Source organism: Reyranella sp. (assembly GCF_004296935.1).
Lineage (GTDB): Bacteria > Pseudomonadota > Alphaproteobacteria > Reyranellales > Reyranellaceae > Reyranella.
On record NZ_SCVH01000042.1, the window covers coordinates 39102 to 64742 of the forward strand.

Consider the following 25641-nt stretch of genomic DNA (forward strand, 5'->3'; position numbering starts at 1 on the left):
ATGTTGCCGTTGGCGGGGGTAAAAGTCGTCGAATTCTGCCAGGTCCTGGCCGGCCCCTATTGCGGCATGCTGTTGGCCGACATGGGCGCCGAGGTGATCAAGGTCGAGCCACCCGAAGGCGACATGATGCGCCAGTGGCCGCCGATCAATGAAGGCTTCAGCGAGAATTTCGCCTCGATCAACCGCAACAAGCGCTCGGTCGTGCTCGATCTGAAAAATCCCGCGCACAAGGCGGCGGCGCGCGAGCTGATCCTGTCGGCCGACGTCGTGCTTGAGAACAACCGGCCGGGCGTGATGGATCGCCTCGGCCTCGGCTACGAGTCGTTCGCCAGGGAGAAGCCCGGCCTGGTCTATTGCTCGATCTCGGCCTTCGGCCAGAGCGGGCCGCGCTCCGCCGAGGGCGGCTTCGACGTCACGGTGCAGGCGATGAGCGGCATCATGAGCGTGACCGGCGAGCCGGGTGGCGCGCCGGTGAAATGCGGTGTGCCCGTCTCCGATACCGGCACCGGGCTTTACGCCGCCTTCTCCATCGTCTCGGTTCTGCGTCGCGTGGCGGGCGGCGGGGCGGGCGCGCATATCGATGCCTCGATGCTGGGCTGCAGCCTCGGCATGGCCGCGCTTCAGACCAGCGAATATTTCGGCACCGGCCGCGACCCGAAGAAGCTGGGCTCGGCGCATCCGCGCAACGCGCCCTACCAGGCATTTAGGGCAAGCGACGGTCATTTCGTCATTGCCGCCGGCAACAACAAATTGTGGGAGTCCGTGACCCAAGTCGTGGGCCGGCCCGATCTGCTGGACGATCCGCGCTTCAAGACGACCTTGTCGCGGGCCGAGCACCAGGGGCCGCTAAAAGATCTGCTCGAGGTCGAGTTCGCCAGGCAGGGAGTCGACCACTGGCTGGCCGCCTTCGAGAAGGCGGGCGTCCCGCAGGGCCGCATCAACACCTATAGCGAGATCCTGGCCGATCCGCAGGTCCAGCACATGGGCTGGGTCGAGGAGATGGAACTGCCGTCGGGCGTGAAGACAAAGACCTTCGGCGTGCCCGTGAAGATTTCCGGCACCGATCTTCGCAAGCGTCGCGAACCGCCGGCGCTGGGCGCCAGCACCGAGGCCGTGCTGGGCGGCGAGGGGCTGCGAAAGGCTGCCGAATGAGCGTCGATCGCCTGCGCCGTTTCATCGGCGACATGACATCCCTGGTCGGTGGCGCGTGGCAGGACCGGGACGAGGCGGCGACCATCGAGGTCGGCGCCAAGCTGCTGGGCGAGTTGGTGAGGCACGACGACTGGCTGCCCGAGGCCATGGCGAAATGTCCGCCGCACGGCTACGCGCAGAACCTGCTGTGGTGCGATCCGTTCGAGCGCTTCTGCGTCGTGAGCTTCGTCTGGGCGCCGTCGGCCTGCACGCCGGTCCACGATCATCAGATGTGGGGCCTGGTCGGCATGCTGCGCGGCTCGGAGACGTCGCAGCGTTTTGTGCGCGATCCGGTGACGGGCGCGCTCGCGATGGGAGAGCTTGCGACGCTGGCACCGGGCGACGTCGAGGCGCTGCTACCGGCGCTGGGGGACATTCATCAGGTGACGAATGCCTTGAGCGATTGCGGCTCGATCAGCATCCATGTCTATGGCGGCAACATCGGCGCCGTGCGCCGGCATACGTTCGATGAGGCGAGTGGCGAGCCCAAGTTGTTCGTGTCGGGCTACACCAACCAGGCGCTGCCGAACCTGTGGGACCGGTCGGCGGAGGCGAGGGCGGGGTCTTAGCTGGGAGCGCGCCACTCCAGTGGCGCATCATGTCTATTCTGCGCGGTGCGGGCTCTCGCGCATTCGCGGCTTGTAGCCAAGCCGCTGGAATGCGCTGCCGCCCGCCCACCCTCATAAGCACTAGCGCGCAGCGCTAGTGCTTATGAGGGTGTGGATGCGTGGGATCCACCCAGTAGACTTCTTCGACTTTCTCGGCCGGCGTGATGTCGATGTTGATCGCCACGGCCTCGTTGTCGGAGCGGACCAGCACGCATTCCAGCGGCTCGGTCTCCGAGGCGTTGATCTCCTGGTGCGGCACGTAGGGCGGCACATAGATGAAGTCGCCCGGCCCGGCCTCGGCGGTGAACTGCAACTGGTCGCCCCAGCGCATGCGCGCCTTGCCTTTCACGACATAGATCACGCTCTCGAGGTGACCGTGATGATGGGCGCCGGTTTTGGCGTGGGCATGGATGGTGACCGTGCCGGCCCACAACTTCTGGGCGCCGACGCGGGCGAAATTGATGGCCGCAGCGCGATTCATGCCCGGCGTCTGGGCGGTATTGGTGTCGAGCGAGCCGGCGGGGATGACGCGGACGCCATCGTGTTTCCAATCAGTCATGCCCTCGATTTAGGCCGCCGACCTCGCCTCGGCAAGGTGCTGGCTATAGAATGAAGCCATGAATCGCATCGACGAGAGCAAACCCTTCAAGCCGGTCAACATCGCCGTGCTGACGGTTTCCGACACCCGCACGCTGGAGACCGACAAATCCGGCGACACCCTGGTCGAACGCCTCCAGCGCGACGGCCACACCCTGGCCGACCGCGCCATCGTCACCGACGACGTGGCGCTGATCCGCGCCCAGGTGAAGAAATGGATCGACGATCCCAGGGTCGAGGTCGTGATCACCACAGGCGGCACCGGCGTCACCGGCCGCGATGTCACGCCCGAGGCGCTGGAGGCGCTGTTCGAGAAGAAGATCGAGGGCTTCGGCGAGACCTTCCGCTGGATCAGCTTCCAGAAGATCGGTACCTCGACCATGCAGAGCCGCGCCACCGCGGGCGTGGCCAACGCCACCTACATCTTCGCGCTGCCCGGCTCGACCGGCGCCTGCAAGGACGGCTGGGACGATATCCTGCGCCAGCAGCTCGACATCCGCTTCAGGCCCTGCAACTTCGCCGAGCTGATGCCGCGGCTGAACGAAGGCAAGATGCCCAGGAGCGGGTGAGGGGCAGTGATTGATGCCCTCCTGGCGGCCCTGAAGAACCTGCCGCGCTTCGCCAATCTGACCGCCGAAGATCTCGAACCGCTGCCGGCGACCGGCACGGCGCATGGCCATGTCAGCCTGCCCGGCGGCCTGATCGCGCGCGTGGCTTATGCCTATGAAGGTGACGCGGCGGCGGCGGCGCGGCTCGAAACCCAGGCGGCGGCCTTCCGTCTTCTCGCCCCCAGCAAGTGCACGCCGGCCCTGCACGACATCGTGGAGCCGCGCCCGGGCCTGCCTGGTGGTGCGCTGATCGTGGATCGCATCGACGGCCAGGTTCCGACGCTGCCGCGCGACCTCGGCGCGATCGCGGCCTCGCTGGCGGCGATTCATTCCCTGAAGAAGCCGCCGGCCACCTCGCCGATCCCGCGGCAGAAGAATCCCTTCCTGGAAACGCTGGAAGTGATCGAGCAGGGCGCGCTCCGTTTCCTCGACAAGGCCGTGCCCGACCAGGGCGCGCGCGCCGAGATCGCCGAGGAGCTGCGCCTGATGCGCGGCATGGCGCTGGCCATCGCCAAGCGGCCGCAGCCGCTCACCATCGCGCTGGCCGACACGCATCCGGGCAACTTCATCATGACACCGGATGGCACGGCCTGGTTCGTCGATCTGGAAAAGGTCCACGTCGGCTCGCCCGCCATCGATCTCGCGCATGCCACGCTGCCCACCTCGACGCTCTGGCATCCAGAGGTCGGAAAGATCCTGACGCCGGGGCAGGTGGCGGGCTTCTACGCCCACTATCTCGCAAGGATCGGCAAGACACGGGCGGCGGCGCTCGAACCCTGGCTGGTGCCGATGCGGCGGCTCACCTGGCTCCGGACCACCATGTTCATGGCTCGCTGGCGGGTCCAGACCAGCCAGGCCCGCGATCCGGACGATCCCGGCCAATGGAGCGACGCAGGATTGGAGCCGGCCATGAGGGCCCACCTCAAATCCCGGATCGATCAGTGCTTCGATCGCGAAACCATCCGGGCCATTCGCGCCGAATGGCTATAGCGGCTTCACCATGCGGAGCGTCTCGGCCTCGAAGCTGCCGCGTTTGTAGAAGTCGACCGCCCGCCGATTGTCGGCGAACACGTCGAGGCTCAGGAACCGGTAGCCGCGTGCTCGTGCCCAGTCTTCGGCCGCGGCCATGAGCCGTGTCGCCACGCCCGATCCTTCGGCGTCCTTGTCGACGGCGAGCAGCGAGACATAGCCGCAGGGCTCCTCGGTCACGCCGTCCTTGGCCGGCCGCATATGGACGTAGCCGAGGCGTCGTCCTTCGCTCGACCAGGCGATGAGCGTCTGCGAGCTGTCGTCAGCCGCGGCAAAGGTCGCCGCCATGTAGCGCGCCTGGAAGCCTTCCATTGCCGCGAGGTCGTGCCATGCCGGACCGGGGACACTGGACAGGCGGGGCGACAGGGCTTGCAGGAAGTCCCTGTCTTCGGGGCGAGCGGTGCGTAACTCGATCGTGGTCATGGTTTCTCTCTAGGGATGGCAGCGGCCTGTCACAACGGCTACTAGGGGTGGCAGCTTGACTCGTTCTCTTTTTGTTCCAATAGTCGATGCATGAGGCCAACCGCTCCGCCCGACTATCCCGACGACCCGATCGCCGAGCCCGTGCACAAGGGCCGCGGCGCGCTGTCGAACGAGACGAGCCGCTACGACGCCGAGAAGCGCATCCGCACCACCGACGGCTGGGAAGCCGAAGTCGCGGCGGCGGCCGAGGACGACGAACTGCCGCCCCTGCGCACGACGCTGACGCGCGACGCCACGCGCACCATCCTCGCGCGCAATTCCTCGCCCGACATTCCCTTCGACCGCTCGATCAATCCCTATCGCGGTTGCGAGCACGGCTGCATCTACTGCTTCGCCCGACCGACGCATGCCTATCTCGGCCTCTCGCCCGGCCTCGATTTCGAAACCAAGATCCTGTTCAAGCCCGAGGCGGCCAAGCTGCTCGCGGCCGAGCTGGCCTCGCCCAAGTACCGCTGCGACGTGATCGCCATGGGCACCAACACCGATCCCTACCAGCCGGTCGAGCGCGAGCTGAAGGTCACGCGCCAGATCCTCCGCGTGCTGAGCGATTTCAACAATCCGCTGGGCATCGTCACCAAGAACCACATGGTGACGCGCGATATCGACATCCTGGGCGACATGGCCAAACGCAATCTCGTGGAAGTGTTCCTGTCGGTGACGACCCTCGACAAGGATCTCGCGCGGGCGATGGAACCGCGCGCCTCGACGCCGCAGCGCCGGCTCGACGCCATTCACGCCCTGGCGAGCGCCGGCATTCCCGTGGGCGTCATGACCTCGCCGATGATCCCGGGCCTGAACGACCATGAAATGGAATCGATCCTCGAGGCCGCGGTGGATGCCGGCGCCACGCGCGCCGGTTACATCGTTCTGCGCCTGCCGCTCGAGATCAAGGAACTGTTCGAGGAATGGCTGCGCACCCACCGGCCCGACCGCGCCGAGCGCGTGCTGTCGCTGATCCGGCAGATCCGCGGCGGCGAGCTCTACCAGGCCGAGTTCGGCACGCGCATGAAGGGCGAGGGGCCGATCGCCCAGCTGCTGAGCGCGCGCTTTGCCGCCGCCACCAGGAGGCTCGGCCTCAACCGCACGCGCTACCGGCTCGACACGTCGGCGTTCCATGTGCCTGAGTCCGCGCGCACCGCGCTGGTCGACGCCAGGCGCGACGCGCGGCAGATGAGGTTGTTGTAGGAATACCCACCGTCGTCTCAGGGCGGAGATTACTCCGCCCGAACCGGAGTCGAGCGCAGCGAGGCGAAGTGGAGAGACCTTGCTTCGATCAATCGAGGAACTGCACCTTCGGCCACAGCTCGCGCCAGCGCTTCGTCGAGATGCGCTCCTCATATTCGTGAAGCTTTGTGCGGCCGAATTCCGTCGGCCGGCACCGCAGGTTCAGGAGATCGTCGGTGCCGAGCGGGGCGACCACGGTGAGCCGGTCGTCGGCTTCGAGCCGCACGCCGATCCCGGTCACGCTCTCCAGCCAGTAGATCATCGAGTCCGCCGTATCTTTGTGCTGCGGCAGGTTCTTCCAGACATGCATGCGCGCCTGGTTGCGGACCTGCCAGGGCAGGCCGGGCAGCAGGCAGTCGAGCGCCGCCTCGTAGTCCCGCTCGCGTTCCCTCGAGAGATCCGTCGCGTCGTAATAGATGACGTCGATATCCACAGGCGCGCGCGGCGGCACGATGCCGTGCAGGTGGTCCCACACGCGGTTGCGCACGAAGCCGGCGGCGACGCACCAGTCGGGCAGCGCCAGTTCGCGCGCTGCACGAAGCTGTTTCATTGCCACGGGGTCCTGGGCGATGATGTCTGCGACGACTGACGACTTTGGGGACATGGCCGCAGTCTAGCCGGCCTCGATGGGGATAATGCCGAGCTTCCGATTCGAACTGCGTTGCGACGGACGTGTGGCCGGCATCGACGAGGCCGGGCGCGGACCGCTGGCCGGCCCGGTCTATGCCGCCGCCGCCGTCATCGATCGCGCGCGCGCGACGCGGAAGCTCCTGAAGCTGATCGACGATTCCAAGAAGCTGACGCACGAGCGGCGTGAGGAGGCTTACGAGGCCATGATCGCCTCCGGTGCGGTGCAGTTCGCCATCGCCGAAGCGAGCGTCGAGGAGATCGACCGTATCAACATCCTGCAGGCCACCTTCCTTGCCATGCGTCGCGCGGTGCAGGCGTTGGCCGAACCGCCGGTCGTCGCGCTGGTCGACGGCAACCGCGTCCCGCCCGGCCTCGCCTGTCGTGCCGAGACCATCGTCGGCGGCGACGCGCACTCCTACTCGATCGCCGCCGCCTCGATCTTCGCCAAGGTGGCGCGCGACCGACACATGACGAAGCTTGCCGAAACGTTTCCCGGCTACGGCTGGGAGAGCAACCGCGGCTACGGCAGCGCGCAGCATCTAAAAGCCCTCGAACTTCTCGGGCCGACCCCGCACCACCGTATGAGCTTCGCGCCCCTCAGCAGGTTAGTCTGATCGCATGGGCATCGCCTCGATCCGGAACATCGACTACGTGGTTCTCCTCTGCGAGGACATGGTCCGCGCGCGGAAATTCTATCTCGAGGTGATGAAGTTCCGCCTCGAACGGGAGACGCCCCGGTGGGTGAGCTTCCATGTCGGCTCGGGCCTCCTCTGCCTGCGGCCACGCACCCTGGAGGGCGTCTTTCAGGACGGGCCGGGCGCGCCCGGCTCGGCGTCGGTGCAGCTCGCCTTTCGCGTGTCGCCACCCGAGATCGACGAATGCCAGGCGGAGTTGATCGCCCAGGGCGTCGAGATGCTGGGCCCGCCGCGCGACATTCCGGCCTGGGGCCACCGCGCGATCTTCTTCCGCGACTCCGAGGGCAACGTCATAGAAGTCTACGCCGAAGTCTGACGGAGACATCAGTGCTGAAACTCTACTACGCCGCTCACACCTGTTCGCTCGCCACCCACATCGTGCTCGAAGAGGTCGGCGCCGACTATTCGACCGTGCGCGTCGACTTCGCCAAGGAGCAGCAGAAGTCGCCGGAATTCCTCAAGGTCAATCCCAAGGCCCGCGTGCCGGCGCTTGTCACCGACAGGGGCATCCTGACCGAAACGCCGGCCATGCTGGTCTATGTCGCGCAGAGTTTTCCGAAATCACGGCTCGCGCTTATGGACGATCCCTTCGCCTTCGCCCAGGTCCAGGCGTTCAACGCCTATCTCTGCTCGCACCTGCACGTGGCGCACGCACACCGCATGCGCGGCCATCGCTGGGTCGATGCCGACGACAAGGCTTCCATCGCCGCCATGCAGCGTAAGGTGCCCGAGTCGGTCGGCGCCGCCTTCGAGTTGGTCGAGCGCGACATGCTGAAAGGTCCGTGGGTGATGGGCGAGCACTACACGATCTGCGATCCCTATCTCTTCACCCTCGCGCAATGGCTCGAAGCCGACGGCGTCGAACCTGCGCGCAGCCCGAAGGTGATCGATCACCGCCGCCGCATGGCCGAGCGTCCCGGCGTGCAGAAGGCGATCGCCCAGGAACTCGCTTAAGCACAAGAGTCATGGGGTCTTGCGATTCGCTTGCAGTGAGAATCGCTATCGAATCTAGTAATGTCGTCGTAAGCGCTTCCGGGGTACTGCTTCTCCGCAAGTCATGGCACCGAGCATCACCCGCAGGCCGTTCTGATGTATCGCAAGCGTCGTGGCGATGCGTTGCCACCTCTTGCAATGCCTCTTGTCGACCGCTTGCCTTGTCTCGATGGCTGGCGTGCCGTCTTCTGCGCCGCCGTTCTGTGGAGCCACTTCGTTCGCCCCGGTGATGCCTATGGTCTGCTGGGCGTGCGCTGCTTCTTTGTCTTGAGCGCCTTTCTCATCACCTGCACGCTGCTGTCGGAAGCCGCAAGGACCTCGGGCATCGATTTCCGCAACTATATCCTGCGCCGTGGCCTTCGCCTGTTACCGGTGTATGTCGCGTTCCTGTTGGTATTGGCAGTCACGCAGGCTTGGGGCGCGGCGGATTTCTCCGCCGCCGACTGGATGGCCGCACTCACCTTCACCCAGAGCTTCCTCGGCGACTCCGGCAACGAGTGGTCGAGTTTCCATCTGTGGTCGCTGTCGGTCGAACTGCAGTTCTATCTCCTGTGGCCGGTCTTCTTCGTGCTGCTGGCGCCGTGGCTGTCACTACGCCGCGTGGCGATCTGGAGCGTTGTGCTGGTTGCCGTGGCTATTGGCTTCAGGGTTGCGGCGCGGGTCGTTGCCCTGTCGGTGTCAGTCGACGAGAGCGTGCTCGAGCGCCTCTTCTCCCAGGTGTCGCCGTTCAACTACCTCGACTCGCTCAGCCTCGGCGCCTTGGCCGCCTGCCTCGTCTTCCATTTTCGGCCGGGTCTTCTGAAGTTGCCGCTCTGGGTCGCCGCAGTGCTGGCAGCGGTTGGTGCCGCGATGACGGTGTTGCCCACCGAGGCGCGCCTGGCTGAAATCCCCAGTGTCGCGCTCTACCTCACCGGACACACGATCAGCTCCGTGGGCTGCGCACTTCTCCTCGTCGTTTCGGTTCTGTGGCCGCGGCTCTGGCCGTTCCGTGTGCTGAACACGGCCCCGCTCGTCCTCCTCGGCACCATCTCCTACAGCGTCTACATCTGGCAGCAGCCCTTCACCGAAACCTGGCTGCAGAGCCATTCGACCGAGGTGAGGCTGCTGGCAGCCTTGCTTGCCGGCGCGCTGTCCTACGTCCTGCTGGAAAAGCCTTTCAGCCTGTTGCGGACGTGGCTGCGGCTAGGTGCGCGCGGCGCGGCTCCGGCGGTCGCTGTTCCCGCGATCGGACAAGTCTAGCAACGTCGCTAGGGTGTCGTTCCAAAACCCGACGCTTCGCTGCGCGTCCATGCCTAGGTCTGGTAGGTCCATCGAATCGCGCGACTCGATCTTGTGGATCGATCTCGTAAATAATTGAATCAATTGTAATTTCTTGACCGGGACTCGGTGGATGACTCATCTTCCACAGATGCCTGTGGAAAATCTCGACCGCGTCCTGGTGGGCGACTGCATCGAACTGATGCAGGCGCTGCCCGAAGCTTCCGTCGACATGGTCTTCGCCGACCCGCCCTACAATCTCCAGCTTGGGGGCGAGCTGCTGCGGCCCGACCACAGCAAGGTCGACGCGGTCGACGACGACTGGGACAAGTTCGCCGACTTCGCGCGCTACGACCAGTTCACCCGCGCCTGGCTCGCGGCCGCCCGTCGCGCGCTGAAACCCGGGGGCACGCTCTGGGTGATCGGCAGCTACCACAACATCTTCCGCATCGGCACGGCGCTGCAGGACCAGGGTTTCTGGCTCTTGAACGACATCGTCTGGCGCAAGTCGAACCCGATGCCGAACTTCCGCGGCAAGCGTTTCACCAACGCGCACGAGACCCTGATCTGGGCGGCGCGCGATCGTGCCAACAAGAAGTACACCTTCAACTACGACTCGATGAAGGAGCTGAACGAGGGCCTGCAGATGCGTTCCGACTGGTTGCTGCCGCTCTGCACCGGCGGCGAACGCCTGAAGGGCGAGGACGGCAAGAAGGCGCATCCGACGCAGAAGCCCGAGTCACTGCTGTTCCGCTGTATCATGGCGGCTAGCAATCCGGGCGACGTGATCCTCGATCCCTTCTTCGGCACCGGCACGACGGGCGCCGTCGCGCGCCGCCTCGGCCGCCGCTTCATCGGCCTCGAGCGCGATCCGGATTACGCCGCCATCGCGCGCAAACGCATCGCCGAGATCGAGCCTCTGTCGGGCGAGGACGTGACGCCCAAGCCCAGCAAGCGGAGCGAACCGCGCATCGCCTTCGGCGTGCTGATCGAGGCCGGCCTCCTGCGGCCGGGCACGGTGCTCTGCGACCACAGCGGCCGCCTGCATGCCCGCGTGCGCGCCGACGGATCGCTCTCGGCCGCCAATGCGCTGGGCGAGCATCGCGGCTCGATCCACCAGGTGGGCGCGGCGGTACAGGGCGCGCCGGCCTGCAACGGCTGGACCTTCTGGCATGTCGAGGTCGCGGGCGCCCGCCTGCCGATCGATCATCTCCGCCAGCAGGTGCGGGCGGGGCTTTAGGCCTGCCTGCTCTTCAGCCTGTGTCCGATCCGGACGATCGCGTTGATCGCGGGTACGAGCTCGCACCCTAGTTCCGTCAGCGCGTATTCGACCGACGGCGGCGATGTCGGAACGACCGCGCGCCGGACGACGCCCTTCGCCTCTAGTTTCTTCAGCCGTGCGCTCAACATCTTCGGCGAGATCGGCGGCATGTCGATCCTGAGTTCGCCGAAGCGGCGCGGGCCGCCGCTGAGATGCCAGACGACGTTCGGTGTCCACGCACCGCCAAGAAGCGCCATGCACTCGCCAACCGGACAAGTGGGCGGGGGTGCGGGCGATTTGTTCTTCCGTACCTTGAGCGCCATCGCCGCTTTCGCTGGTTACCGGGAGGTTATCTGAAAATGAAGTAACATATGGTTATGACATATACAAAGGTTACCAACTGCGATTAGCCTGCACCGATGGATACGAACTTCGCCGCCGTCGCCGCCGTTCTCGGCCGGTATTTCGATGGGCTGTACAACAGCGACACGGCCCTGTTGCGCTCGGTGTTTCACCCCAAGGCGCACTATGTCTCTGCGACGGACGGCACGCTCGTCCATCTCGGCATGGATGAGTACTTCCCGATCGTCGACCAGCGGCCATCGCCCGCGAGCCGGAACGAGGTGCGGGCGGACCGCATCGTCGCCATCGAGTTCGCCGGGCCCGTGACGGCCTTCGCCCGCGTCGAATGCGCCATCGGCGCCAAATTCTTCAGCGATCTTCTGACTTTCGTCTTCGTCGAGGGTCGCTGGCAGATCATTTCGAAGGTCTTCCACTTCGACCAGCGCGCACAATCCTGACCCCCTCCGCCCCGTCTTACGGGGCGGAGGGGGCGAGGGCGGGGCTCTACCCTAGCGCCGCATCCAGGCTGGCGTGGAACCGCTGCAGGTTCTGCTCCAGCCGGCCCACGATCAGCCGCTCGTTGGCGCCGCTGCCCATGCCGCGCTGGATCTGCTCGCAGGTCGGCAAGTCCTCGCAGTTGAATACCTTGCCGTCGATCAGCTCGAACGAGCGTGCCCAGTGCGCCGCCGCCTTGTCGTCCTCGGACACATCCGGCGTCAGCATGGAATGCACGAACAGCGTCTCATCAGGCGCGCTCGGGAACAGGCCGAGATGGCTGATGTAGCCGGGATGGCTGATGTAGCCGGGATGGTAGATGAAGATGCTGCTGGGCATCACGAAGTGCACCAGCGTGCCGTGATGCTGCGGGCTCCAGCGCTCGGGCGGCAGCTCGCGGATATCGGCCGTGCGGTCGCGCGCCGCGAGGAAGCGGATGTGGGGGCCGACCGCGTCGCTCACCGAGACCGCGTCGGCGAAGAAGGGTCCGATCGTGCCGGAGTGAAGGCGCGTCAGATGATAGATCTCGAGGAATGCCTCGACGATCAGCTTCCAGTTGGCGGCGCGCTTGATGGCGTGCTGGCGATAGAGGCGATGGCCGCCGAGATCGATCGCCTCGAGGTCGCGGTCGAGCGGGCCCAGGAACGCCGCCATGTCGGGCGCGGGTGCGGCGGGATCGAGCACCGCCCAGATCATGCCGTGCCGCACGGCTGACGGCAGCTCGCGCAAGCCCAGCGTGTGCTTGTCGATCGTCGGGAAGGCCTCTGCGCGCGGCAGGCCGGCCAGGGATCCGTCGAGCCGGTAGGTCCAGCCGTGATAGGGACAGACCAGGCTCTGGCGCTTGCAAGGTTCGTCCTCTTCCACGATCAGCCGAGCGCCGCGATGACGGCAGACATTCAGGAACACCTTTATGTCGCCCTCGCGTGTGCGCGTGATCAGCACCGGCACGCCGCAGATCTCGCGCGCCATGACGCTGCCGGGCTCGCGCAGCTGATCGACGGGACCGAGGCAGAGCGGCATCCGGCGGAACAGGCGCTCGCGCTCGCGTCCGAAGCGCGCCGGGTCGATGTAGAGGGCAGGAGCGAGGCTCGCCTCATCGGCCTGCCAGTCGGGGCTGGTGCGTCCGTCGATCTCGCCGAGAAGGCGTTGGAACAGGTTCTGCCAATGGGGAGCCGCGGTGTCGGTCATGGTCATGATCGGGACTCCTCGTAAGGCCGGGCGGAGACGGCCTGCAGGCAGAAGGCGGTGATCTCGCGCGACAGGGTCAAGGCGTTGGGCGGTGCTTCCGCATCCTGCGCCAGTGGGCCGATCAGTCCCTCGGTCAGGGCGCCGATCAGGCCGGCGGCGGCGATGCGGGCGTTCTGCGGCGGGAACTCTGCGCCAGCGATGCCGTCCTCGATCAGGCCTTGCAGCACATCGGCGAAGGCGCGACGGGATTTCAGGCGGGCGGCGTCGACTTCGGGCTCGGCCGGCTCGGCGATCATCGCCCAGGCCAGCCGCCGTGCCCGCACGGCGCGGAGCGCGAACACGCGTATCGCGTCGGCCAGCCGTGCCGTAGCCGTTCCCTCGCTGTCGGCCACGGCCTGCATGACGCTCACTTCGTGGCCCGCATTGAGGGCCAGCGCCTCGGCGAACAATTCGCCTTTGGACGGGAAATGCCGATAGACCGTTCCCGTCGCCACGCCGGCCGCTTCGGCCACGACCGCGACCTGGGCGCCGCGGAAGCCAACCTCGCCCACAACCGCGCGGACCGCCTGCAGGATGCGGTCGCGCTTGTCCTGAAGCTGCTCCTGGACCCGTTCGGTGCGCCGGTAGGCCATACGCAAAGAAATGAATTCAAATTCATTTCTTGTCAATACGGGCGCATGGGCTTTGTTCGCTAATGCCGGCGTTTGCCTGTATAGGGTCCGCCATGACAACAACCGCAATCGGCAAACACATGGTCTGGGTGGAAAAGCCCAAGGGCGGCCGCCGCATCGGCATCGCCTACTCGACCCTCAAGGAAGCCCAGCTTCAGGCGGTCTCGCTCGAGCGGGACGGCTACTCGGTGATCGAGATCCTTCCTACGAGCCTGCCGAAGCCCAATCTGATCTAGGCGGCGCTTTCTGCGATTTGCAGAATCCGCAGGTTTCGGCTAGGATTTATCCTACGATGGGCGGCATCTGACGCCCCCTCAATGACGCCCGGAGGCTCCGCTTCCGGGCGTTTTTCGTGGTCCACGAAATGGTCCAATCCGGCGTTCCGTCGTGAACACCGATGACGGCGTCGGGCCGGGCTCGGTGGCACAGTTTGTCAGGGGGCGATTGAGCCGCCGGATCAAGGGCTTGGCTGGGGTTTGTGGCACAGGCATCCGGACATCGCGTGGCACAACGAGGTGTGCCGCGAAATGGTCCACTCAGACCTTACGAAAGGCTGGCCTTTTCGATCACCTTGCGCATCACGGTGGGCAGCGCGCGCTCGTCGAGGAGATCGAGGGCGCACCAGGCGCTGCCGGGCAGCAGCCGGGCCAGGCGATCGGTCGTGGCGGTGGCGCGGGCGACGCGGAGCTCGAGATGGAAGTGTGTAAACGTGTGACGCACCAACCCGTCCAGGAGCGTCCAGCGCGCCGGCACGGGCGCGTCGGCCAGGGCATCGGCCGCCACGAACCTGCCCTCGCGCCACGGGCTCGACGGTACCTCGTCCATGCCACCCAAAAGCCCCTTGGTCGGCCGCTTGCGCAACAGGACGGCGCCGTCCTTGCGCGCCAGCACGAAGGCGAGGCCGCGGCGGGTCGGCTTCTCCGCCTTGGGCGCGCGTCGCGGCAGGGTCTCGGCGAGGCCGAGCTTTAGCGCCCGACAGCTCGGGCTGAGCGGGCAGATGACGCAGAGCGGCCTGCGCGGCGTGCACACCGTGGCGCCGAGATCCATCATCGCCTGGGCGTAGTCGCCGGCGCGCGCCTCGGGCACCAGCTCGGCGGCGCTGAGGTGGATTTCGATCTTGGCGTCGGGCAGCGGCGTCTCAATTGCGTAGAGGCGGGCGATCACGCGCTCGACATTGCCGTCGACCGCGGAGGCTTTGTGGTCGAAGGCGATCGAGCGGATGGCGGCGGCGGTGTAGGGCCCGATGCCGGGCAGCGCGCGCAAGCCCGCCTCATCCTCGGGGAAGCGGCCGCCGTGTTTGTCCGCCACGTCCTGGGCGCAGGCATGAAGATTGCGGGCGCGGGCGTAGTAGCCGAGGCCGGCCCAGGCCGAGAGCACCTCGTCCAGCGGGGCGGCGGCCAGCGCCTCGACGGTGGGCCAGCGCTCGACGAAACGGCGGTAATAGTCGCCGACCGTGGCCACGGTGGTCTGCTGCAGCATGATCTCCGACAGCCACACGCGGTAGGGCTCGGTGCGCCGGCCGGCCGGCGCGCGCCACGGCAGGGTGCGACGATGTCGGTCGTACCAGGCAAGCAACCGCTGGGCGTGGGTCATGGTCATGTAAGAGGTCGTGGCCTACCATAAGGAACGGAGTTTGAAAGGGTCCATGCGGGAAAACGGTTTCCGCGCCATTGGCGGTCTTGCCCAGCGGCTCGCGTCCGGCATGGCGAAAGGCCGCGGCGCCTCGATCGCGCGCTTGCGCGCCGAATGGTCGGCCATCGTCGGCCCCGACCTTGCGCGCACCACGCGCCCCGACGCTCTCCTGGCCGGCCGCGGCGCGCGCGGCACTCATGTGGGTGTCCAGGGCGCCGGCAAGGTCTTGAGGCTGCGCGTCTCGGGCGCCGGCGCGCTGGAAGTCCAACACCAGACCGGCCAGGTCGTGGAGCGCGTGAATGCCTATTTCGGACACCGGATGATCGACGACATCCGCTTGGTCCAGGGCGCCATCCCCGGCCTCCCGGCGCCGCCGCCCATTGCCAAGCCCGATCCGGCGACTGTGACCCAGGTCGCCGCCCGGGCCGCGGCGGTGAAAGACCCCGAACTGCGGGCGGCGCTGACGCGGCTCGGTGCCCGCGTGGCGCTCAACCGGCGCGGTGTTCTGGCGGCCGCGCTGGGGGCCCTGTTCGTGGCCGACGACCTCCGTGCCCAGGAACTGTCCCGCGCCAAGCTGCTGGACCCGTTGCCCGGCGATCACATGCTGGGCAAGGCGGACGCGCCCAACACCTTGATCGGCTATTTCTCGTTCACCTGCCCGTACTGCGCCACCTTCTACATGGCCGCCTTGCCGACGCTGCGGCGGGAATGGATCGACGCCGGCCGGCTCAGGCTGATCCACCGCCACTTTCCCTCGGATATCGTGGCCACGCGGGCCGCCCAGCTCGCCGAATGCGCCCCCCCGGACATGTTCTTCGCCCTCACCGAGGCGCTGTATCGCGGCCACATGGACTGGCTGACGGGAAGCGATCCCCTGGTCGATATGGTGAAGGTATTGGCGCCGCAGGGCGTGACCCCGGCGTCGGCCGAGGCTTGCTACGGCAACGACCGCGCTTTGGACAAAGTCGTGTTCGATGTCCAGACCGGCCAGGCGCTGGGGGTGAGGTCGACCCCGACCCTGTACATCAACGAGGAAAACTACCTCAATCCGGGTGGGGCCGAGGCCATAACTGCAATTTTACGCCAAGTGGGGCGGTAATCGTTTGACTCCCCACAGGTGAAATTCCCAAGATGTAGTGGAGAGGAAGACGGAATGCGGAATATCTTGATCGTCGCCGGCGGCGCCGTGGCGGTGGCTGCGATCGTGGCCGGCGTCTACTTCGGCACGCGCGCGCCCTCCCCGGGTCCGGCGCCGACGACCGTCGCGGCAACCCCGGACAAGGCCGCCCTGATGGCCGTCCTGCCGACCGACCATGTGCTGGGCGACCCCAAGGCGCCCGTCACCATCATAGAATATGCCTCGCTCACCTGCTCGCACTGCGCCCACTTCCACACCCAGATCCTGCCCGATCTCAAGAAGAAGTGGATCGACACTGGCAAGGTGAAGCTCGTCTACCGCGACTTCCCGCTCGACCAGGTGGCGGTCAAGGCGGCCCAGATCGCCGAGTGCGCGGGCAAGGACAAATACTTCGGCGTGCTCGACATCATCTTCCGCGGCCAGCCGCAGTGGGCGACCGGCGCCGATCCGATCGCCGAACTCGCCAAGCCGCTGCGCATCGCGGGCCTCGGCGAGGCCGAGATCAAGGCCTGCCTCGCCAACGACGCCATGATGGGCGCCGTGCTCAACGACTATCGCAGCGGCGAGACGCTGGGCGTCAGCGCGACGCCGACATTGTTCATCGGCGGACAACTCTATCGCGGGTCGCGCTCTGTCGAGGATATCGACGGCGTGCTCGCCAAACTCGTCAAATAAGTAACCAGACAGGCGTGGTGTAGATGGTCCAGTTCGACAAGCTCCGGCTCTCCGGCTTCAAGTCCTTCGTCGATCCGACGGAGCTCGCCATCGAGTCCGGCATGACCGGCATCGTCGGCCCCAACGGCTGCGGCAAGTCGAACCTGGTCGAGGCGCTGAAGTGGGTGATGGGCGAGACCTCGGCCAAGCAGATGCGCGGCAGCGAGATGGAGGACGTGATCTTCGCCGGCGCCGGCACGCGGCCGGCGCGCAACATCGCCGAGGTGATGCTGTCGCTCGACAACAAGACCCGCACGGCGCCCGCCATGGTGAACGACACCGACCAGCTCGACGTCGTGCGCCGCATCGAGCGCGGCCATGGTTCGGCCTATTCGGTGAACGGTCGCGAGATTCGCGCCCGCGACGTGCAGACGTTGTTTGCCGATGCGGCGACGGGCTCGCGCTCGACCGCGATGGTGAGCCAGGGCCGCATCGGCTCGCTGATCAACGCCAAGCCGGCCGACCGCCGCACCATCATCGACGAGGCTGCCGGCATCACCGGCCTCTACGCCCGCCGCCATGAAGCCGAGCTCCGTCTGCGCGCCGCCGAGACGAACCTGGCGCGCGTGCAGGACGTCCTTGTCGCGCTGGAGGAACAGCACAAGGGCCTGAAGCGCCAGGCGCGCCAGGCCAGCCGCTACCGCAATCTCTCCGACCATATCCGCCGCGCCGAAGCGGCGGTGCTGGCGCTGAAGCTCGCCACCGCCGAAAGCGATCTCGCGAGCTCAGGCGAGCGCCTGCGCGAAGCCGAAGCCCTGGTCGCCGACCTCACGCGTCTGGTGGGCCTTGCCACCACGGCACAGGCCGAGGCCGCGACCTCGCTGCCGCCGCTGCGCAACGATGAAGCCGCGGCGGCGGCGGCCCTGCAGCGTCTGCGCGTGGCGCACGATGCGCTCACCGCCGAAGCCGAACGGGTCGCCCAGGCCCAGGAGGAGGCGGAGACCCGCCTGCGCCAGACCGACTCCGACCTCGAGCGCGAGCGCGGCCGCAAGGGCGATGCCGAAGCAGCGACCGCCGATCTCGACGGCCAGCGCGGCCGCCTGGAGCAGGAACAGGTGGGCGAGGAAGACCGCGCCGCCGCGGCCCTGCAGGCCCGCGACGTCGCGCAGAACGATACCGCCACGGCCGAGGCCGAGCACGACCGCCTGACCGGCCAGATCGCCGATGACGAGGCGCTGCGCCAGAGCGTTGGCCGCGAGATCGCCGAACTGCAGGAGCGCCTGCGCCGGATGGCCGTCCGCTGCGAGGAGGTCGCGGCCCAGCGCCGCCAGGTCGAGACCGAGCTCGCGGACTTGCCGGCACTGGCCGAAGTGGAAACCGCGCTCGATGCCGCGCGGGCGGCCTTCGAGGCCGCACGGCGCGAGGGCCAGGAGGCGATCGAGAATGCCCGCGAGGCCGCGCGCTACGAATCGGACGCCGCACGTCTGGCCGTGGCCAAGGCCGAGGCCGAGCGCATCGACATGGAGCGCGCCCGTGCCGCCGAGCGCCAGGCCGCCGAGACGAGCCACGCCGCCGCCGCCGAGATCGCGCAGAAGACCAATGCGCGCCTCACCAAGCTGCGTGCCGAGGAAGCAGGCGTTGCCGCGGCGTTGAAGTCGGCAGCCGACTCACTCTGGCCGCCGCTGCTCGATGCGCTCACTGTCGATCCCGGCTTTGAAAAGGCCCTGGGTGCCGCGTTCGGTGACGAACTCGAAGCCTCGTCCGATCGCGGCGCGCCGGTTCACTGGCTGCCGCTCGAGCCGCTCGCCGACGCGCCGGCTCTGCCGGAAGGTGCCACGCCGCTCGGTGCCCATGTGAAGGCGCTGCCGGAACTGGCGCGCCGCATCGCCTTCATCGGCCTCGTCGCCGACGATGCCACCGGCGAGGCGCTGCAATCGACGCTGAAGCCCGGTCAGCAGCTCGTCACAAGCGAGGGCGCGGTGTGGCGCTGGGACGGCTACACGATGCGCGCCGGTGCGCCGTCGAGCGCCGCCGTGCGCCTCAGCCAGCGCAACCGCCTGGCCGAGATCCGCCAGCAGATCGACGCCGTCGCGATCGAACAGGCGGCCGAACAGGCCCGCGTCGATGCCGAAGCGGGCTGGCTTGCCGCCGCCCGCGGAGCCGAGCGGACCTGCGTCGAGCAGGCGCGCCAGCACGAACGCAACGTGGCCGAGGCTGCGCGCCGTAAGACCGAGGATGCCGGTGAAGCGACCCGGACGGCGGAACGCGCCGCCCAGACCGCTATCGTCGCCGCCGAGCGGGCTGCGGCCACAGCGCGCGATCGCCATACCGAGGTGGCGCGCCGCACCGACCAGCTCCGCACGCGCCTCGCCGGCATTGAGCAGGCGCAGCTCGAGATCGCGGGCGACATCGCCGACGCCGAGATGCGTCGCACCTTCCGCGAGGCCCGGCTGTCGGCGATTTCCGACACCCAGGCCGACCGGGTTGCCGCCGGTGCGCTCCGCGTGCGCATCGCCGAACTGCGGGCCGCCCTGGTCGAGGCCGAAGGCACCTGCGACCGTCTCGCCCGCGAAACAGCGATGAGGATCGAGCGTCTCGGCCAGATCGCCCAGGAACATGCCGGCTGGAGCAAGCGCCTGGCCGATGCCGATGGCCAGATCCTCGAACTCGATGCCCGCCGCGAGCAGATCGCCGGCGCCATCGCCGAGCTCGAAGCGAGGCCCGCCGAGATCGAGACCAAGCGCGAAGCGCTGGGCGAGGAAATCGCCAAGGCCGAGGTCAACCGCCAGCAGGCGGCCGACCGGCTGGCCGTGGGCGAGACAAGGCTGGGCGAGGCCGACAAGGCCTTGCGCCAGGCCGAAGGCGAACTGGCGGGCGCACGCGAAAGCCGGGTGCGGCGCGAGGGCCAGGTCGAACAGGCGACCAAGGACCGCGAGGCCGTGGTCGAGCGCATCGTCGAGCGGTTGCGCTGCGAGCCCGACGGCGTGCTGGCGCTGGCCGAAGTCCAGTCGCTGGAGGAACTGCCGGAGATCGACAAGGCCGAACACCGCCTCGAACGGCTGGTCCACGAGCGCGAGACCATGGGTGCGGTCAATCTGCGGGCCGAGGAGGAAGCCAACGAACTGGAACAGCAGATCACTGGCATGACTTCCGAGCGCGACGACCTGGTCGCCGCCATCGGCCGGCTGCGCCAGGGCATCCAGAGCCTCAACCGCGAAGGCCGCGAGCGTTTCCTCGTCGCCTTCGAGCAGGTGAGCGGCCACTTCCAGCAGCTCTTCACCAAGCTGTTCGGCGGCGGCAAGGCGGAACTCCGCCTCACCGAGTCGGAAGATCCGCTCGAGGCCGGCCTCGAAATCCATGCGAGCCCGCCGGGCAAGAAGCTGCAGGTGATGTCGCTGCTGTCCGGTGGCGAACAGGCTTTGACCGCTCTGTCGCTGTTGTTCGCGGTGTTCATGACCAACCCGGCGCCGATCTGCGTGCTGGACGAGGTCGATGCACCGCTGGACGATCTCAACGTGGAACGCTTCTGTGCCCTGGTGCAGGAAATCGCCGGCCGCACCGACACGCGTTTCCTGATCATCACCCATCATCGCGTCACCATGGCGCGCATGGACCGGCTCTACGGCGTGACCATGTCGGAGCAGGGTGTGTCCCAGCTCGTCTCGGTCAACCTGCAGGAAGCCGACCGGATGGTTGCCTGAGTTCCATAAGCAACAAGACTTCTTCCTCTCAAATCGACTTGGGCGCCGGCTTGGCCTAGCTGGCGCCCTTCTCTTTGGAAGGGCGGGGATGTAGTGTTCGGGCATGCCCGATGCCTTGTCTTCCAACGTCATTGACGTGATCGAACTGACGCGTGCGCTGGTGCGCTGCGAGAGCGTGACACCGCGCGAGGCCGGCGCGCTCGACCTGCTCGAACGTACCCTGTCGCCGCTCGGCTTCCGCTGCGAGCGCATGGACTTCACCCAGGCCGGGACCGACGACGTCGCCAACCTCTATGCCCGCATCGGCCAGGCTAGGGAGGCGAACGGCCGCCATTTCTGCTTCGCGGGCCACTCCGACGTCGTGCCGGTGGGCGATCTCTCGTCGTGGACCATCGGCCCCTTCGCGGCCGAGCTTTCGGGCGGCTATCTGTTCGGCCGCGGCGCTGCCGACATGAAGGGTGCGATTGCGGCGTTTACCGAGGCGGTGTCGCATTTCGTTGCAAAGCGCGGGCGCGACTTCGGCGGCGCGATCAGTCTCTTGATCACCGGCGACGAGGAAGGGCCGGCGGTCAACGGCACGGCCAAGATGCTGAAGCGGCTGGCCGACCGCGGCGAAAAGATCGATGTTTGCGTGGTCGGCGAACCGACCAGCTCCAAGCGCTTCGGCGACATGATCAAGATCGGCCGGCGTGGCAGTATGACGGTCGATCTCACGGTGCGCGGCGTGCAGGGCCATGTCGGCTATCCCGAGAGGCTCGACAACCCGCTGCATCGGCTCTCGGCGATGATCGAGGCGCTGGTGCGCGAACCGATCGACCGCGGCAGCAAGCATTTCCAGCCGACTTCGCTCCAGTTCACCACCATCGACGTCGGCAACAAGGCGACCAATATTGCGCCCGGGACCGTGCACGCGCGCTTCAACACGCGATTCAACGATCTGTGGACCTCGAAGACCCTGCTGGCGCATCTGCAGGAGCGCATCGATCGCGCCAGCGCCAGGATCGGCGGCAACGGCATCGTCGAATACAAGGTCGAGGTCTCGGGCGAGTCCTTCTACACGCCGCCGGGACCGTTGAGCGACCTTGTTGCCGGTGCGATCCGCGATGTGACCGGCGTCGAAGCGGAACTCTCGACGACGGGTGGCACGTCGGATGCGCGCTTCATCCGTGCCTATTGCCCGGTCATCGAATTCGGGCTGATCGGCGAGAGCATGCACAAGGTCGACGAGAAGAGCGCGGTCGCCGACCTCAAGACGCTCGCCCGCGTCTACGAGACGGTGCTCGACCGTTTCTTCACGGCCTGAAGGCCGGCCATGTTCAGCGCTGCCGAGATCGCCCGCGGCGTGCAGGGTGCGCTGGCCTTCCTGTGGCGCGACCCCAGGGCACCGAGCTATTTCGACAACACGACTGAAGCCTGCCTGCGGTCATTCCGCCTCATGCTGCTCGTCGCGCCGCTCCACATCATCCTCCTGCTTGTCCGCTACTCCGACGTCACGGTGACGGCCGACGAGATGGAGATCTTCGTCGTCGAGACGTTTAGCTATGTCGTCGAATGGCTGCTGTTCCCGGTGGTCTTCCACGAAATTGCCCGCCGCCAGGGCTGGCTCGACCGCTACGCCCGCTACATCGGGGCGCTCAACTGGATCAACCTGCCGGGCATGGCCCTGGCGGCGGTCTTCGTGCCACTCGCCCACCTGGCGCCGAACGCGATCGGCGACCTGGTCAGCATCATCCTGCAGGGGCTCTTCTTTTACTGGTTCCTCGTGACCACGCGACAGGTGCTGGGCGGCGGCTGGCTGCTCTCGGCGATGCTGCTGATCGTGAGCTGGGTGCCGCTGGCCTTCATCTCATTCCTCGTCGCTCGCTACCTCGGCGTCGTGGCTGTCGCCGGCGCCTAGGTCGTAGCGCACTTCCATCAGGCAGAGGCCCTGCGGCGGCGCGGTCGGGCCGCCACGGGTGCGGTCGCAGGCGGCCAGCGCCTCCTCGACGTCCTGCCGGGACCATTGGCCGCGACCGACAAGCCGGAGCGTTCCGACGAGGATGCGTACCTGGTTGTGCAGGAACGAACGTGCGCCGACGTCGATGCAGATTTCCGAGCTGTCGCGTCCGACGCGGAGCAGGTCGAGTGTCTTGACCGACGATGGCGCCTGGCAAGCCGTCGAGCGGAAGCTGTTGAAGTCGTGATGGCCTTGCAGCACCGAAGCCGCGTCGATCATGGCATCCACATCGAGCCGCGCCGGCACATGCCAGACATGGCCGCGGTCGAGGGTGGGCGGCGCTCGCCTGTTGAGGATGCGGTAGCGATAGCGCCGCCACGTCGCCGAAAAGCGCGCGTGGAACTTCGCCGGTGCAATCTCGACCGAGGGCAGCGCGATCGGGTTGGGTTTTAGATGGAAGTTCAGCGCGGCCTGCACCTTGTCGGCGGCCATCTCGCTCGCGAGATCGAAATGGGCGACCTGGCCCAGCGCGTGGACGCCGGAATCGGTCCGGCCCGCGCCCTGCACAGCCACGCGCTCGCCACTCATGGCGAATATCGCGTCTTCCAGCAGGGCCTGGACCGTCGGACCGTTGGGCTGGCGCTGCCAGCCGACGAAAGGGCCGCCATCGTATTCGACGATGAGCTTGTAGCGTGGCACGGCGTCAGCCGGGTCTGGACGGCGGCAGCGGCACGATGGCCGGCGCCGGCAGAACGGTGCCGGCTGCCAGGGCGAAGCCGCGCAGGAAGGCATCGGCCGGCTGCGCCGACCGGCCGGGGCGCTGGAGCTGCAGCAGTTTCAGCCCACCGATGCCACAGGCGACGACGGGAAAGCCGTCGCGTCCGATGGCGAGCGTGCCCGCGGCGCCGCCGGCCAGGGCGAGGCCTGCTGCCAGTACCTTGATGCGCTCGCCGCCATTCTCCTTGGGCAATTCGAACCAGGTGCCAGGCCAGGGATGGAAGGCGCGGACCTTGCGCTCGAGTTCGGCCGCCGGGCGGCGCCAGTCGAGCGCGCCTTCTTCCTTGCCGAGCTTGTGGGCGTAGGTGACTCCGTCGTCGGGTTGAGCCACCGGTTCGATCGTGTTGCGCACAAGCCCGTCCAGCGTCGATACGATCAGCCGTGCGCCAAGCTCGGCCAGGCGGTCGTGCACCGCCTCGGCGGTATCGGCCGAGGAAATCGGCGTGCGTTCGGCCAGCAGCATGGGGCCGGTATCGAGACCTTCGTCCATACGCATGGTGGTGACACCGGTCTCGGCGTCATCGGCCAGGATGGCGCGATGGATGGGCGCCGCGCCGCGCCAGCGTGGCAGCAGCGAGCCATGGATGTTGATGCAGCCCAGCACCGGGGCATCGAGGAAGCTCTTCGGCAGGATATGGCCGTAGGACACGACCACCGCGGCATCGAGATCGAGCGCCTTGAAGGCTTGCGCTTCTTCGTCGTTCCGGAGGCTCCTGGGTGTGCGCACGGCGAGGCCGAGCGACAAGGCGAGCTCATGCACCGGCGTGCGACGCTCCTGCTGGCCGCGGCCGGCCGGCTTGGGTGCACGCGTATAGACCACGGCCACGTCGTGGCCGGCTTCGGCCAGCGCCTTGAGTGCCGGCACGGCGAAGGCGGAGGTGCCGAGAAACGCAATCTTCATCGCCGCACCTTATAGGCAGCCGCGCGGCAGTGAGCTAGTTATGCCGCAATGGACACTCCGATCCCCGCGACGTCTGGCAAGGGACCCGTCGCCAACCTTGCCCTGCGACGCGCCGCGGGCGAAATCCACGCCGATCCCGTGCAGGAGTGCATCGTTCTGCGACTCCAGGCCGTGCACGACCAACTCGCCGCGATGTCGGCTCACCCGAACCGGCCCGGCCTGCTGGTGCGGCTGGGGCTGGGACGCGCGCCCAAGCCGGTGTCAGGCCCGCACGGCCTCTACATCTGGGGGCCCGTCGGCCGCGGCAAGTCGATGCTGATGGACCTGTTCTTCGCCGACGCGCCGGTGGCCAGGAAGCGGCGCGTGCACTTCCACGAATTCATGCTCGAGGTCCAGGAGCGCCTGCACCGCCGCCGCGAAAAGCTCGCCGCCGAGGGCGCTCCACCGGAAGCCGACACCATCGTGCCGATCGCGCGCGAGATCGCGACTGAGACACGGCTGCTGTGCTTCGACGAATTCCAGGTCACCAACATCGCCGATGCGATGATTCTGGCGCGCCTATTCGAAACCCTGTTCGACGAAGGCATGACGGTGATCGCCACCTCCAACCGCCAGCCCGACGATCTCTACAAGGACGGGCTGCAGCGCGACCGCTTCCTGCCATTCATAGACCTGGTCAAGCAGCGCCTAGAAATCCTCGAGCTGGGTGGCGACCAGGACTACCGCATGAACCGCCTGCGCAACTTCGACGCCTATCTGACGCCCTTGGGCGCCTGGGCCAACGCCAAGCTCGACGAGGCCTTCCGCGCGCTTGCCGCCGGCGCCGACGGCGAGCCGCGCGTGCTGCGCACGCAGGGCCGTGACGTCGAGATTCCGCGCGCCGCCCCCGGCGTCGCCATGGCCCACTATCTCGACTGGTGTGCGAAGCCCATGGGCGCAGCGGATTTCCTCTGCATCGCCGAGAATTTCCACACGGTCATCATGGCCGACATCCCCCGGATGGGGCCCGACAGCCAGGACAAGGCGGTCCGGTTCATCACCATGATCGATGAGTTCTACGAGAAAAAAGTGAAGTTCATCTGCTCCGCCGCCACGGCGCCAGGCGGACTTTACGTCGATGGCGATGGCGCCTTCGAGTTCCAGCGCACGGTGTCGCGGCTGATGGAGATGCAGAGTCCGGAATATCTGGCCCTCGATCACATGGCCTGAGGCTCTCCGGCCCGAGGCTCTCCGGAATGTGATTGTGGTTCATAGCGTCTGCAGCCTAGGCTCCGGCGTTTTTCCCTGGAAGGTAGAAGCATGGACGGCGATCGGATGATTTCCTTGAGCGAGCGCGGACTGTCGCGGCGCGCTGCGATGGCGGCGACGGCACTGGGCAGCACCTTCGCGCTGTCGGTCCAGCCGGTGTCGGCACAGACCATGATCACGACCCCGACCGATGGCCTCACCGCCGGCGCGGTCAAGGTCAAGACTAAGGACGGCAAGGAAATGGACGCCTATCGCGCCATGCCGGCGTCGGGCGCCGGCTTCGGCACGATCCTCGTCGTGCAGGAGATCTTCGGCGTGCACGCCCACATCGCCGACATGTGCCGTCGCTTCGCCAAGGCCGGCTACTGCGCCATCGCGCCGG

At 67.2% G+C, this 25641-nt stretch carries 28 protein-coding genes; 19 read left to right on the forward strand and 9 right to left on the reverse strand.

Annotated features, from left to right (window positions below; all coding sequences use genetic code 11):
* On the forward strand, positions 1-1152 hold the full coding sequence (locus EPO55_RS05425; RefSeq protein ID WP_296335473.1) for a CoA transferase: 1152 nt from the start codon (positions 1-3) through the stop codon (positions 1150-1152).
* Positions 1149-1760, forward strand: coding sequence for a cysteine dioxygenase (locus EPO55_RS05430; RefSeq protein WP_296335475.1), 612 nt, complete (start codon positions 1149-1151; stop codon positions 1758-1760). Before EPO55_RS05425 ends, EPO55_RS05430 begins: the two co-directional genes overlap by 4 nt.
* A 133-nt stretch (positions 1761-1893) precedes the next feature.
* Here EPO55_RS05430 and EPO55_RS05435 read toward each other — a convergent pair whose 3' ends face one another.
* Complete coding sequence (locus EPO55_RS05435) at positions 1894-2358, reverse strand: cupin domain-containing protein (RefSeq protein ID WP_296335477.1); 465 nt, start codon at positions 2356-2358, stop codon at positions 1894-1896.
* Between the two features lie 58 nt (positions 2359-2416).
* Between EPO55_RS05435 and moaB the strand changes: the two genes are divergently transcribed.
* Complete coding sequence (gene moaB, locus EPO55_RS05440) at positions 2417-2965, forward strand: molybdenum cofactor biosynthesis protein B (RefSeq protein ID WP_296335478.1); 549 nt, start codon at positions 2417-2419, stop codon at positions 2963-2965.
* Positions 2966-2971: 6 nt separating this feature from the next.
* Complete coding sequence (locus EPO55_RS05445) at positions 2972-3994, forward strand: phosphotransferase (protein WP_296335479.1); 1023 nt, start codon at positions 2972-2974, stop codon at positions 3992-3994.
* On the opposite strand, the gene EPO55_RS05450 is transcribed toward EPO55_RS05445, so the two are convergent.
* Positions 3989-4456 carry a GNAT family N-acetyltransferase gene (locus tag EPO55_RS05450; RefSeq protein WP_296335480.1) on the reverse strand — a complete coding sequence of 156 codons (468 nt, stop codon included), beginning with the start codon at positions 4454-4456 and terminating at the stop codon, positions 3989-3991. The genes EPO55_RS05445 and EPO55_RS05450 overlap by 6 nt on opposite strands.
* A gap of 90 nt (positions 4457-4546) precedes the next feature.
* Between EPO55_RS05450 and EPO55_RS05455 the strand changes: the two genes are divergently transcribed.
* On the forward strand, positions 4547-5701 hold the full coding sequence (locus tag EPO55_RS05455; RefSeq protein ID WP_296335482.1) for a PA0069 family radical SAM protein: 1155 nt from the start codon (positions 4547-4549) through the stop codon (positions 5699-5701).
* 88 nt (positions 5702-5789) lie between these two features.
* Here EPO55_RS05455 and EPO55_RS05460 read toward each other — a convergent pair whose 3' ends face one another.
* On the reverse strand, positions 5790-6290 hold the full coding sequence (locus EPO55_RS05460) for a nucleotidyltransferase family protein (protein ID WP_296335484.1): 501 nt from the start codon (positions 6288-6290) through the stop codon (positions 5790-5792).
* 85 nt (positions 6291-6375) lie between these two features.
* Here EPO55_RS05460 and EPO55_RS05465 point away from each other — a divergent pair, with 85 nt between their 5' ends.
* The 5 genes from EPO55_RS05465 (at position 6376) to EPO55_RS05485 (ending at position 10555) form a co-directional block, all read left to right on the forward strand.
* Positions 6376-6984: a ribonuclease HII gene (locus tag EPO55_RS05465; RefSeq protein ID WP_296335485.1), complete on the forward strand. Its 609-nt coding sequence runs from the start codon at positions 6376-6378 to the stop codon at positions 6982-6984.
* Between the two features lie 4 nt (positions 6985-6988).
* On the forward strand, positions 6989-7381 hold the full coding sequence (locus EPO55_RS05470) for a VOC family protein (protein WP_296335486.1): 393 nt from the start codon (positions 6989-6991) through the stop codon (positions 7379-7381).
* An 11-nt stretch (positions 7382-7392) separates the two neighbouring features.
* Positions 7393-8019: a glutathione S-transferase family protein gene (locus EPO55_RS05475; protein ID WP_296335487.1), complete on the forward strand. Its 627-nt coding sequence runs from the start codon at positions 7393-7395 to the stop codon at positions 8017-8019.
* Between the two features lie 135 nt (positions 8020-8154).
* A complete protein-coding gene (locus tag EPO55_RS05480) occupies positions 8155-9297 on the forward strand; it encodes an acyltransferase (protein ID WP_296335488.1) in 1143 nt (380 codons plus the stop codon).
* A gap of 151 nt (positions 9298-9448) precedes the next feature.
* On the forward strand, positions 9449-10555 hold the full coding sequence (locus EPO55_RS05485) for a site-specific DNA-methyltransferase (protein WP_296335489.1): 1107 nt from the start codon (positions 9449-9451) through the stop codon (positions 10553-10555).
* Here the strand turns inward: EPO55_RS05485 and EPO55_RS05490 are convergent.
* Complete coding sequence (locus tag EPO55_RS05490) at positions 10552-10833, reverse strand: helix-turn-helix domain-containing protein (RefSeq protein WP_296335490.1); 282 nt, start codon at positions 10831-10833, stop codon at positions 10552-10554. The genes EPO55_RS05485 and EPO55_RS05490 overlap by 4 nt on opposite strands.
* 162 nt (positions 10834-10995) lie before the next feature.
* Between EPO55_RS05490 and EPO55_RS05495 the strand changes: the two genes are divergently transcribed.
* Positions 10996-11376 (forward strand): nuclear transport factor 2 family protein, encoded by a 381-nt coding sequence (locus EPO55_RS05495; protein WP_296335491.1) that lies wholly within the window; start codon positions 10996-10998, stop codon positions 11374-11376.
* A gap of 46 nt (positions 11377-11422) precedes the next feature.
* Here the strand turns inward: EPO55_RS05495 and EPO55_RS05500 are convergent, their stop codons facing one another.
* Positions 11423-12607, reverse strand: coding sequence for an aromatic ring-hydroxylating dioxygenase subunit alpha (locus tag EPO55_RS05500; RefSeq protein WP_296335492.1), 1185 nt, complete (start codon positions 12605-12607; stop codon positions 11423-11425).
* Positions 12604-13233 carry a TetR family transcriptional regulator gene (locus EPO55_RS05505; protein WP_296335494.1) on the reverse strand — a complete coding sequence of 210 codons (630 nt, stop codon included), beginning with the start codon at positions 13231-13233 and terminating at the stop codon, positions 12604-12606. Before EPO55_RS05505 ends, EPO55_RS05500 begins: the two co-directional genes overlap by 4 nt.
* A 92-nt stretch (positions 13234-13325) precedes the next feature.
* On the opposite strand from EPO55_RS05505, the gene EPO55_RS05510 reads away from it, so the two are divergent.
* The gene (locus EPO55_RS05510; RefSeq protein ID WP_296335495.1) at positions 13326-13508 is read left to right on the forward strand and encodes a hypothetical protein; all 183 of its coding nucleotides are present in this window, start codon (positions 13326-13328) and stop codon (positions 13506-13508) included.
* Between the two features lie 307 nt (positions 13509-13815).
* Here EPO55_RS05510 and mutY read toward each other — a convergent pair whose 3' ends face one another.
* Positions 13816-14871 (reverse strand): A/G-specific adenine glycosylase, encoded by a 1056-nt coding sequence (gene mutY, locus EPO55_RS05515; RefSeq protein ID WP_296335496.1) that lies wholly within the window; start codon positions 14869-14871, stop codon positions 13816-13818.
* Positions 14872-14917: 46 nt separating this feature from the next.
* On the opposite strand from mutY, the gene EPO55_RS05520 reads away from it, so the two are divergent.
* The 5 genes from EPO55_RS05520 to EPO55_RS05540 all read left to right on the forward strand — a co-directional run bounded on the left by EPO55_RS05520 (position 14918) and on the right by EPO55_RS05540 (position 22294).
* Positions 14918-16003 (forward strand): DciA family protein, encoded by a 1086-nt coding sequence (locus EPO55_RS05520; RefSeq protein ID WP_296335497.1) that lies wholly within the window; start codon positions 14918-14920, stop codon positions 16001-16003.
* Between the two features lie 54 nt (positions 16004-16057).
* Positions 16058-16717, forward strand: a complete 660-nt coding sequence (locus EPO55_RS05525; protein ID WP_296335498.1) for a DsbA family protein — start codon at positions 16058-16060, stop codon at positions 16715-16717.
* A gap of 23 nt (positions 16718-16740) precedes the next feature.
* On the forward strand, positions 16741-20397 hold the full coding sequence (locus tag EPO55_RS05530) for an AAA family ATPase (RefSeq protein ID WP_296335499.1): 3657 nt from the start codon (positions 16741-16743) through the stop codon (positions 20395-20397).
* A 103-nt stretch (positions 20398-20500) separates the two neighbouring features.
* The gene (gene dapE / locus EPO55_RS05535) at positions 20501-21700 is read left to right on the forward strand and encodes a succinyl-diaminopimelate desuccinylase (RefSeq protein WP_296335500.1); all 1200 of its coding nucleotides are present in this window, start codon (positions 20501-20503) and stop codon (positions 21698-21700) included.
* Positions 21701-21709: 9 nt separating this feature from the next.
* A complete protein-coding gene (locus tag EPO55_RS05540) occupies positions 21710-22294 on the forward strand; it encodes a hypothetical protein (RefSeq protein WP_296335501.1) in 585 nt (194 codons plus the stop codon).
* On the opposite strand, the gene truA is transcribed toward EPO55_RS05540, so the two are convergent.
* Together truA and fmt are read right to left on the reverse strand one after the other, a co-directional pair.
* Positions 22244-23032 (reverse strand): tRNA pseudouridine(38-40) synthase TruA, encoded by a 789-nt coding sequence (truA, locus tag EPO55_RS05545; protein ID WP_296335503.1) that lies wholly within the window; start codon positions 23030-23032, stop codon positions 22244-22246. The genes EPO55_RS05540 and truA overlap by 51 nt on opposite strands.
* A 4-nt stretch (positions 23033-23036) precedes the next feature.
* On the reverse strand, positions 23037-24011 hold the full coding sequence (gene fmt / locus EPO55_RS05550; protein WP_296335505.1) for a methionyl-tRNA formyltransferase: 975 nt from the start codon (positions 24009-24011) through the stop codon (positions 23037-23039).
* Positions 24012-24059: 48 nt separating this feature from the next.
* On the opposite strand from fmt, the gene zapE reads away from it, so the two are divergent.
* Together zapE and EPO55_RS05560 are read left to right on the forward strand one after the other, a co-directional pair.
* Positions 24060-25220: a cell division protein ZapE gene (gene zapE / locus EPO55_RS05555; RefSeq protein WP_296335506.1), complete on the forward strand. Its 1161-nt coding sequence runs from the start codon at positions 24060-24062 to the stop codon at positions 25218-25220.
* A 90-nt stretch (positions 25221-25310) separates the two neighbouring features.
* Positions 25311-25641 (forward strand): dienelactone hydrolase family protein (locus tag EPO55_RS05560; protein WP_296335507.1); only part of this gene is annotated, 331 nt, incomplete at its 3' end.

Bases quoted from the DNA above. Each gene is read 5' to 3' on its own strand.
- EPO55_RS05480 (WP_296335488.1), top strand. From the start codon at position 8,155: ATGTATCGCAAGCGTCGTGGCGATGCGTTGCCACCTCTTGCAATGCCT.
- mutY (WP_296335496.1), bottom strand. From the start codon at position 14,871: ATGACCATGACCCACGCCCAGCGGTTGCTTGCCTGGTACGACCGACAT.
- EPO55_RS05520 (WP_296335497.1), top strand. From the start codon at position 14,918: ATGCGGGAAAACGGTTTCCGCGCCATTGGCGGTCTTGCCCAGCGGCTC.
- EPO55_RS05470 (WP_296335486.1), top strand. From the start codon at position 6,989: ATGGGCATCGCCTCGATCCGGAACATCGACTACGTGGTTCTCCTCTGC.
- EPO55_RS05465 (WP_296335485.1), top strand. From the start codon at position 6,376: ATGCCGAGCTTCCGATTCGAACTGCGTTGCGACGGACGTGTGGCCGGC.
- EPO55_RS05425 (WP_296335473.1), top strand. From the start codon at position 1: ATGTTGCCGTTGGCGGGGGTAAAAGTCGTCGAATTCTGCCAGGTCCTG.
- EPO55_RS05540 (WP_296335501.1), top strand. From the start codon at position 21,710: ATGTTCAGCGCTGCCGAGATCGCCCGCGGCGTGCAGGGTGCGCTGGCC.
- EPO55_RS05490 (WP_296335490.1), bottom strand. From the start codon at position 10,833: ATGGCGCTTCTTGGCGGTGCGTGGACACCGAACGTCGTCTGGCATCTC.
- EPO55_RS05530 (WP_296335499.1), top strand. From the start codon at position 16,741: ATGGTCCAGTTCGACAAGCTCCGGCTCTCCGGCTTCAAGTCCTTCGTC.
- EPO55_RS05510 (WP_296335495.1), top strand. From the start codon at position 13,326: ATGACAACAACCGCAATCGGCAAACACATGGTCTGGGTGGAAAAGCCC.
- zapE (WP_296335506.1), top strand. From the start codon at position 24,060: ATGGACACTCCGATCCCCGCGACGTCTGGCAAGGGACCCGTCGCCAAC.
- EPO55_RS05505 (WP_296335494.1), bottom strand. From the start codon at position 13,233: ATGGCCTACCGGCGCACCGAACGGGTCCAGGAGCAGCTTCAGGACAAG.
- EPO55_RS05430 (WP_296335475.1), top strand. From the start codon at position 1,149: ATGAGCGTCGATCGCCTGCGCCGTTTCATCGGCGACATGACATCCCTG.
- EPO55_RS05435 (WP_296335477.1), bottom strand. From the start codon at position 2,358: ATGACTGATTGGAAACACGATGGCGTCCGCGTCATCCCCGCCGGCTCG.
- EPO55_RS05450 (WP_296335480.1), bottom strand. From the start codon at position 4,456: ATGACCACGATCGAGTTACGCACCGCTCGCCCCGAAGACAGGGACTTC.
- EPO55_RS05485 (WP_296335489.1), top strand. From the start codon at position 9,449: ATGACTCATCTTCCACAGATGCCTGTGGAAAATCTCGACCGCGTCCTG.
- dapE (WP_296335500.1), top strand. From the start codon at position 20,501: ATGCCCGATGCCTTGTCTTCCAACGTCATTGACGTGATCGAACTGACG.
- EPO55_RS05455 (WP_296335482.1), top strand. From the start codon at position 4,547: ATGAGGCCAACCGCTCCGCCCGACTATCCCGACGACCCGATCGCCGAG.
- EPO55_RS05495 (WP_296335491.1), top strand. From the start codon at position 10,996: ATGGATACGAACTTCGCCGCCGTCGCCGCCGTTCTCGGCCGGTATTTC.
- EPO55_RS05460 (WP_296335484.1), bottom strand. From the start codon at position 6,290: ATGAAACAGCTTCGTGCAGCGCGCGAACTGGCGCTGCCCGACTGGTGC.
- fmt (WP_296335505.1), bottom strand. From the start codon at position 24,011: ATGAAGATTGCGTTTCTCGGCACCTCCGCCTTCGCCGTGCCGGCACTC.
- moaB (WP_296335478.1), top strand. From the start codon at position 2,417: ATGAATCGCATCGACGAGAGCAAACCCTTCAAGCCGGTCAACATCGCC.
- EPO55_RS05500 (WP_296335492.1), bottom strand. From the start codon at position 12,607: ATGACCATGACCGACACCGCGGCTCCCCATTGGCAGAACCTGTTCCAA.
- EPO55_RS05525 (WP_296335498.1), top strand. From the start codon at position 16,058: ATGCGGAATATCTTGATCGTCGCCGGCGGCGCCGTGGCGGTGGCTGCG.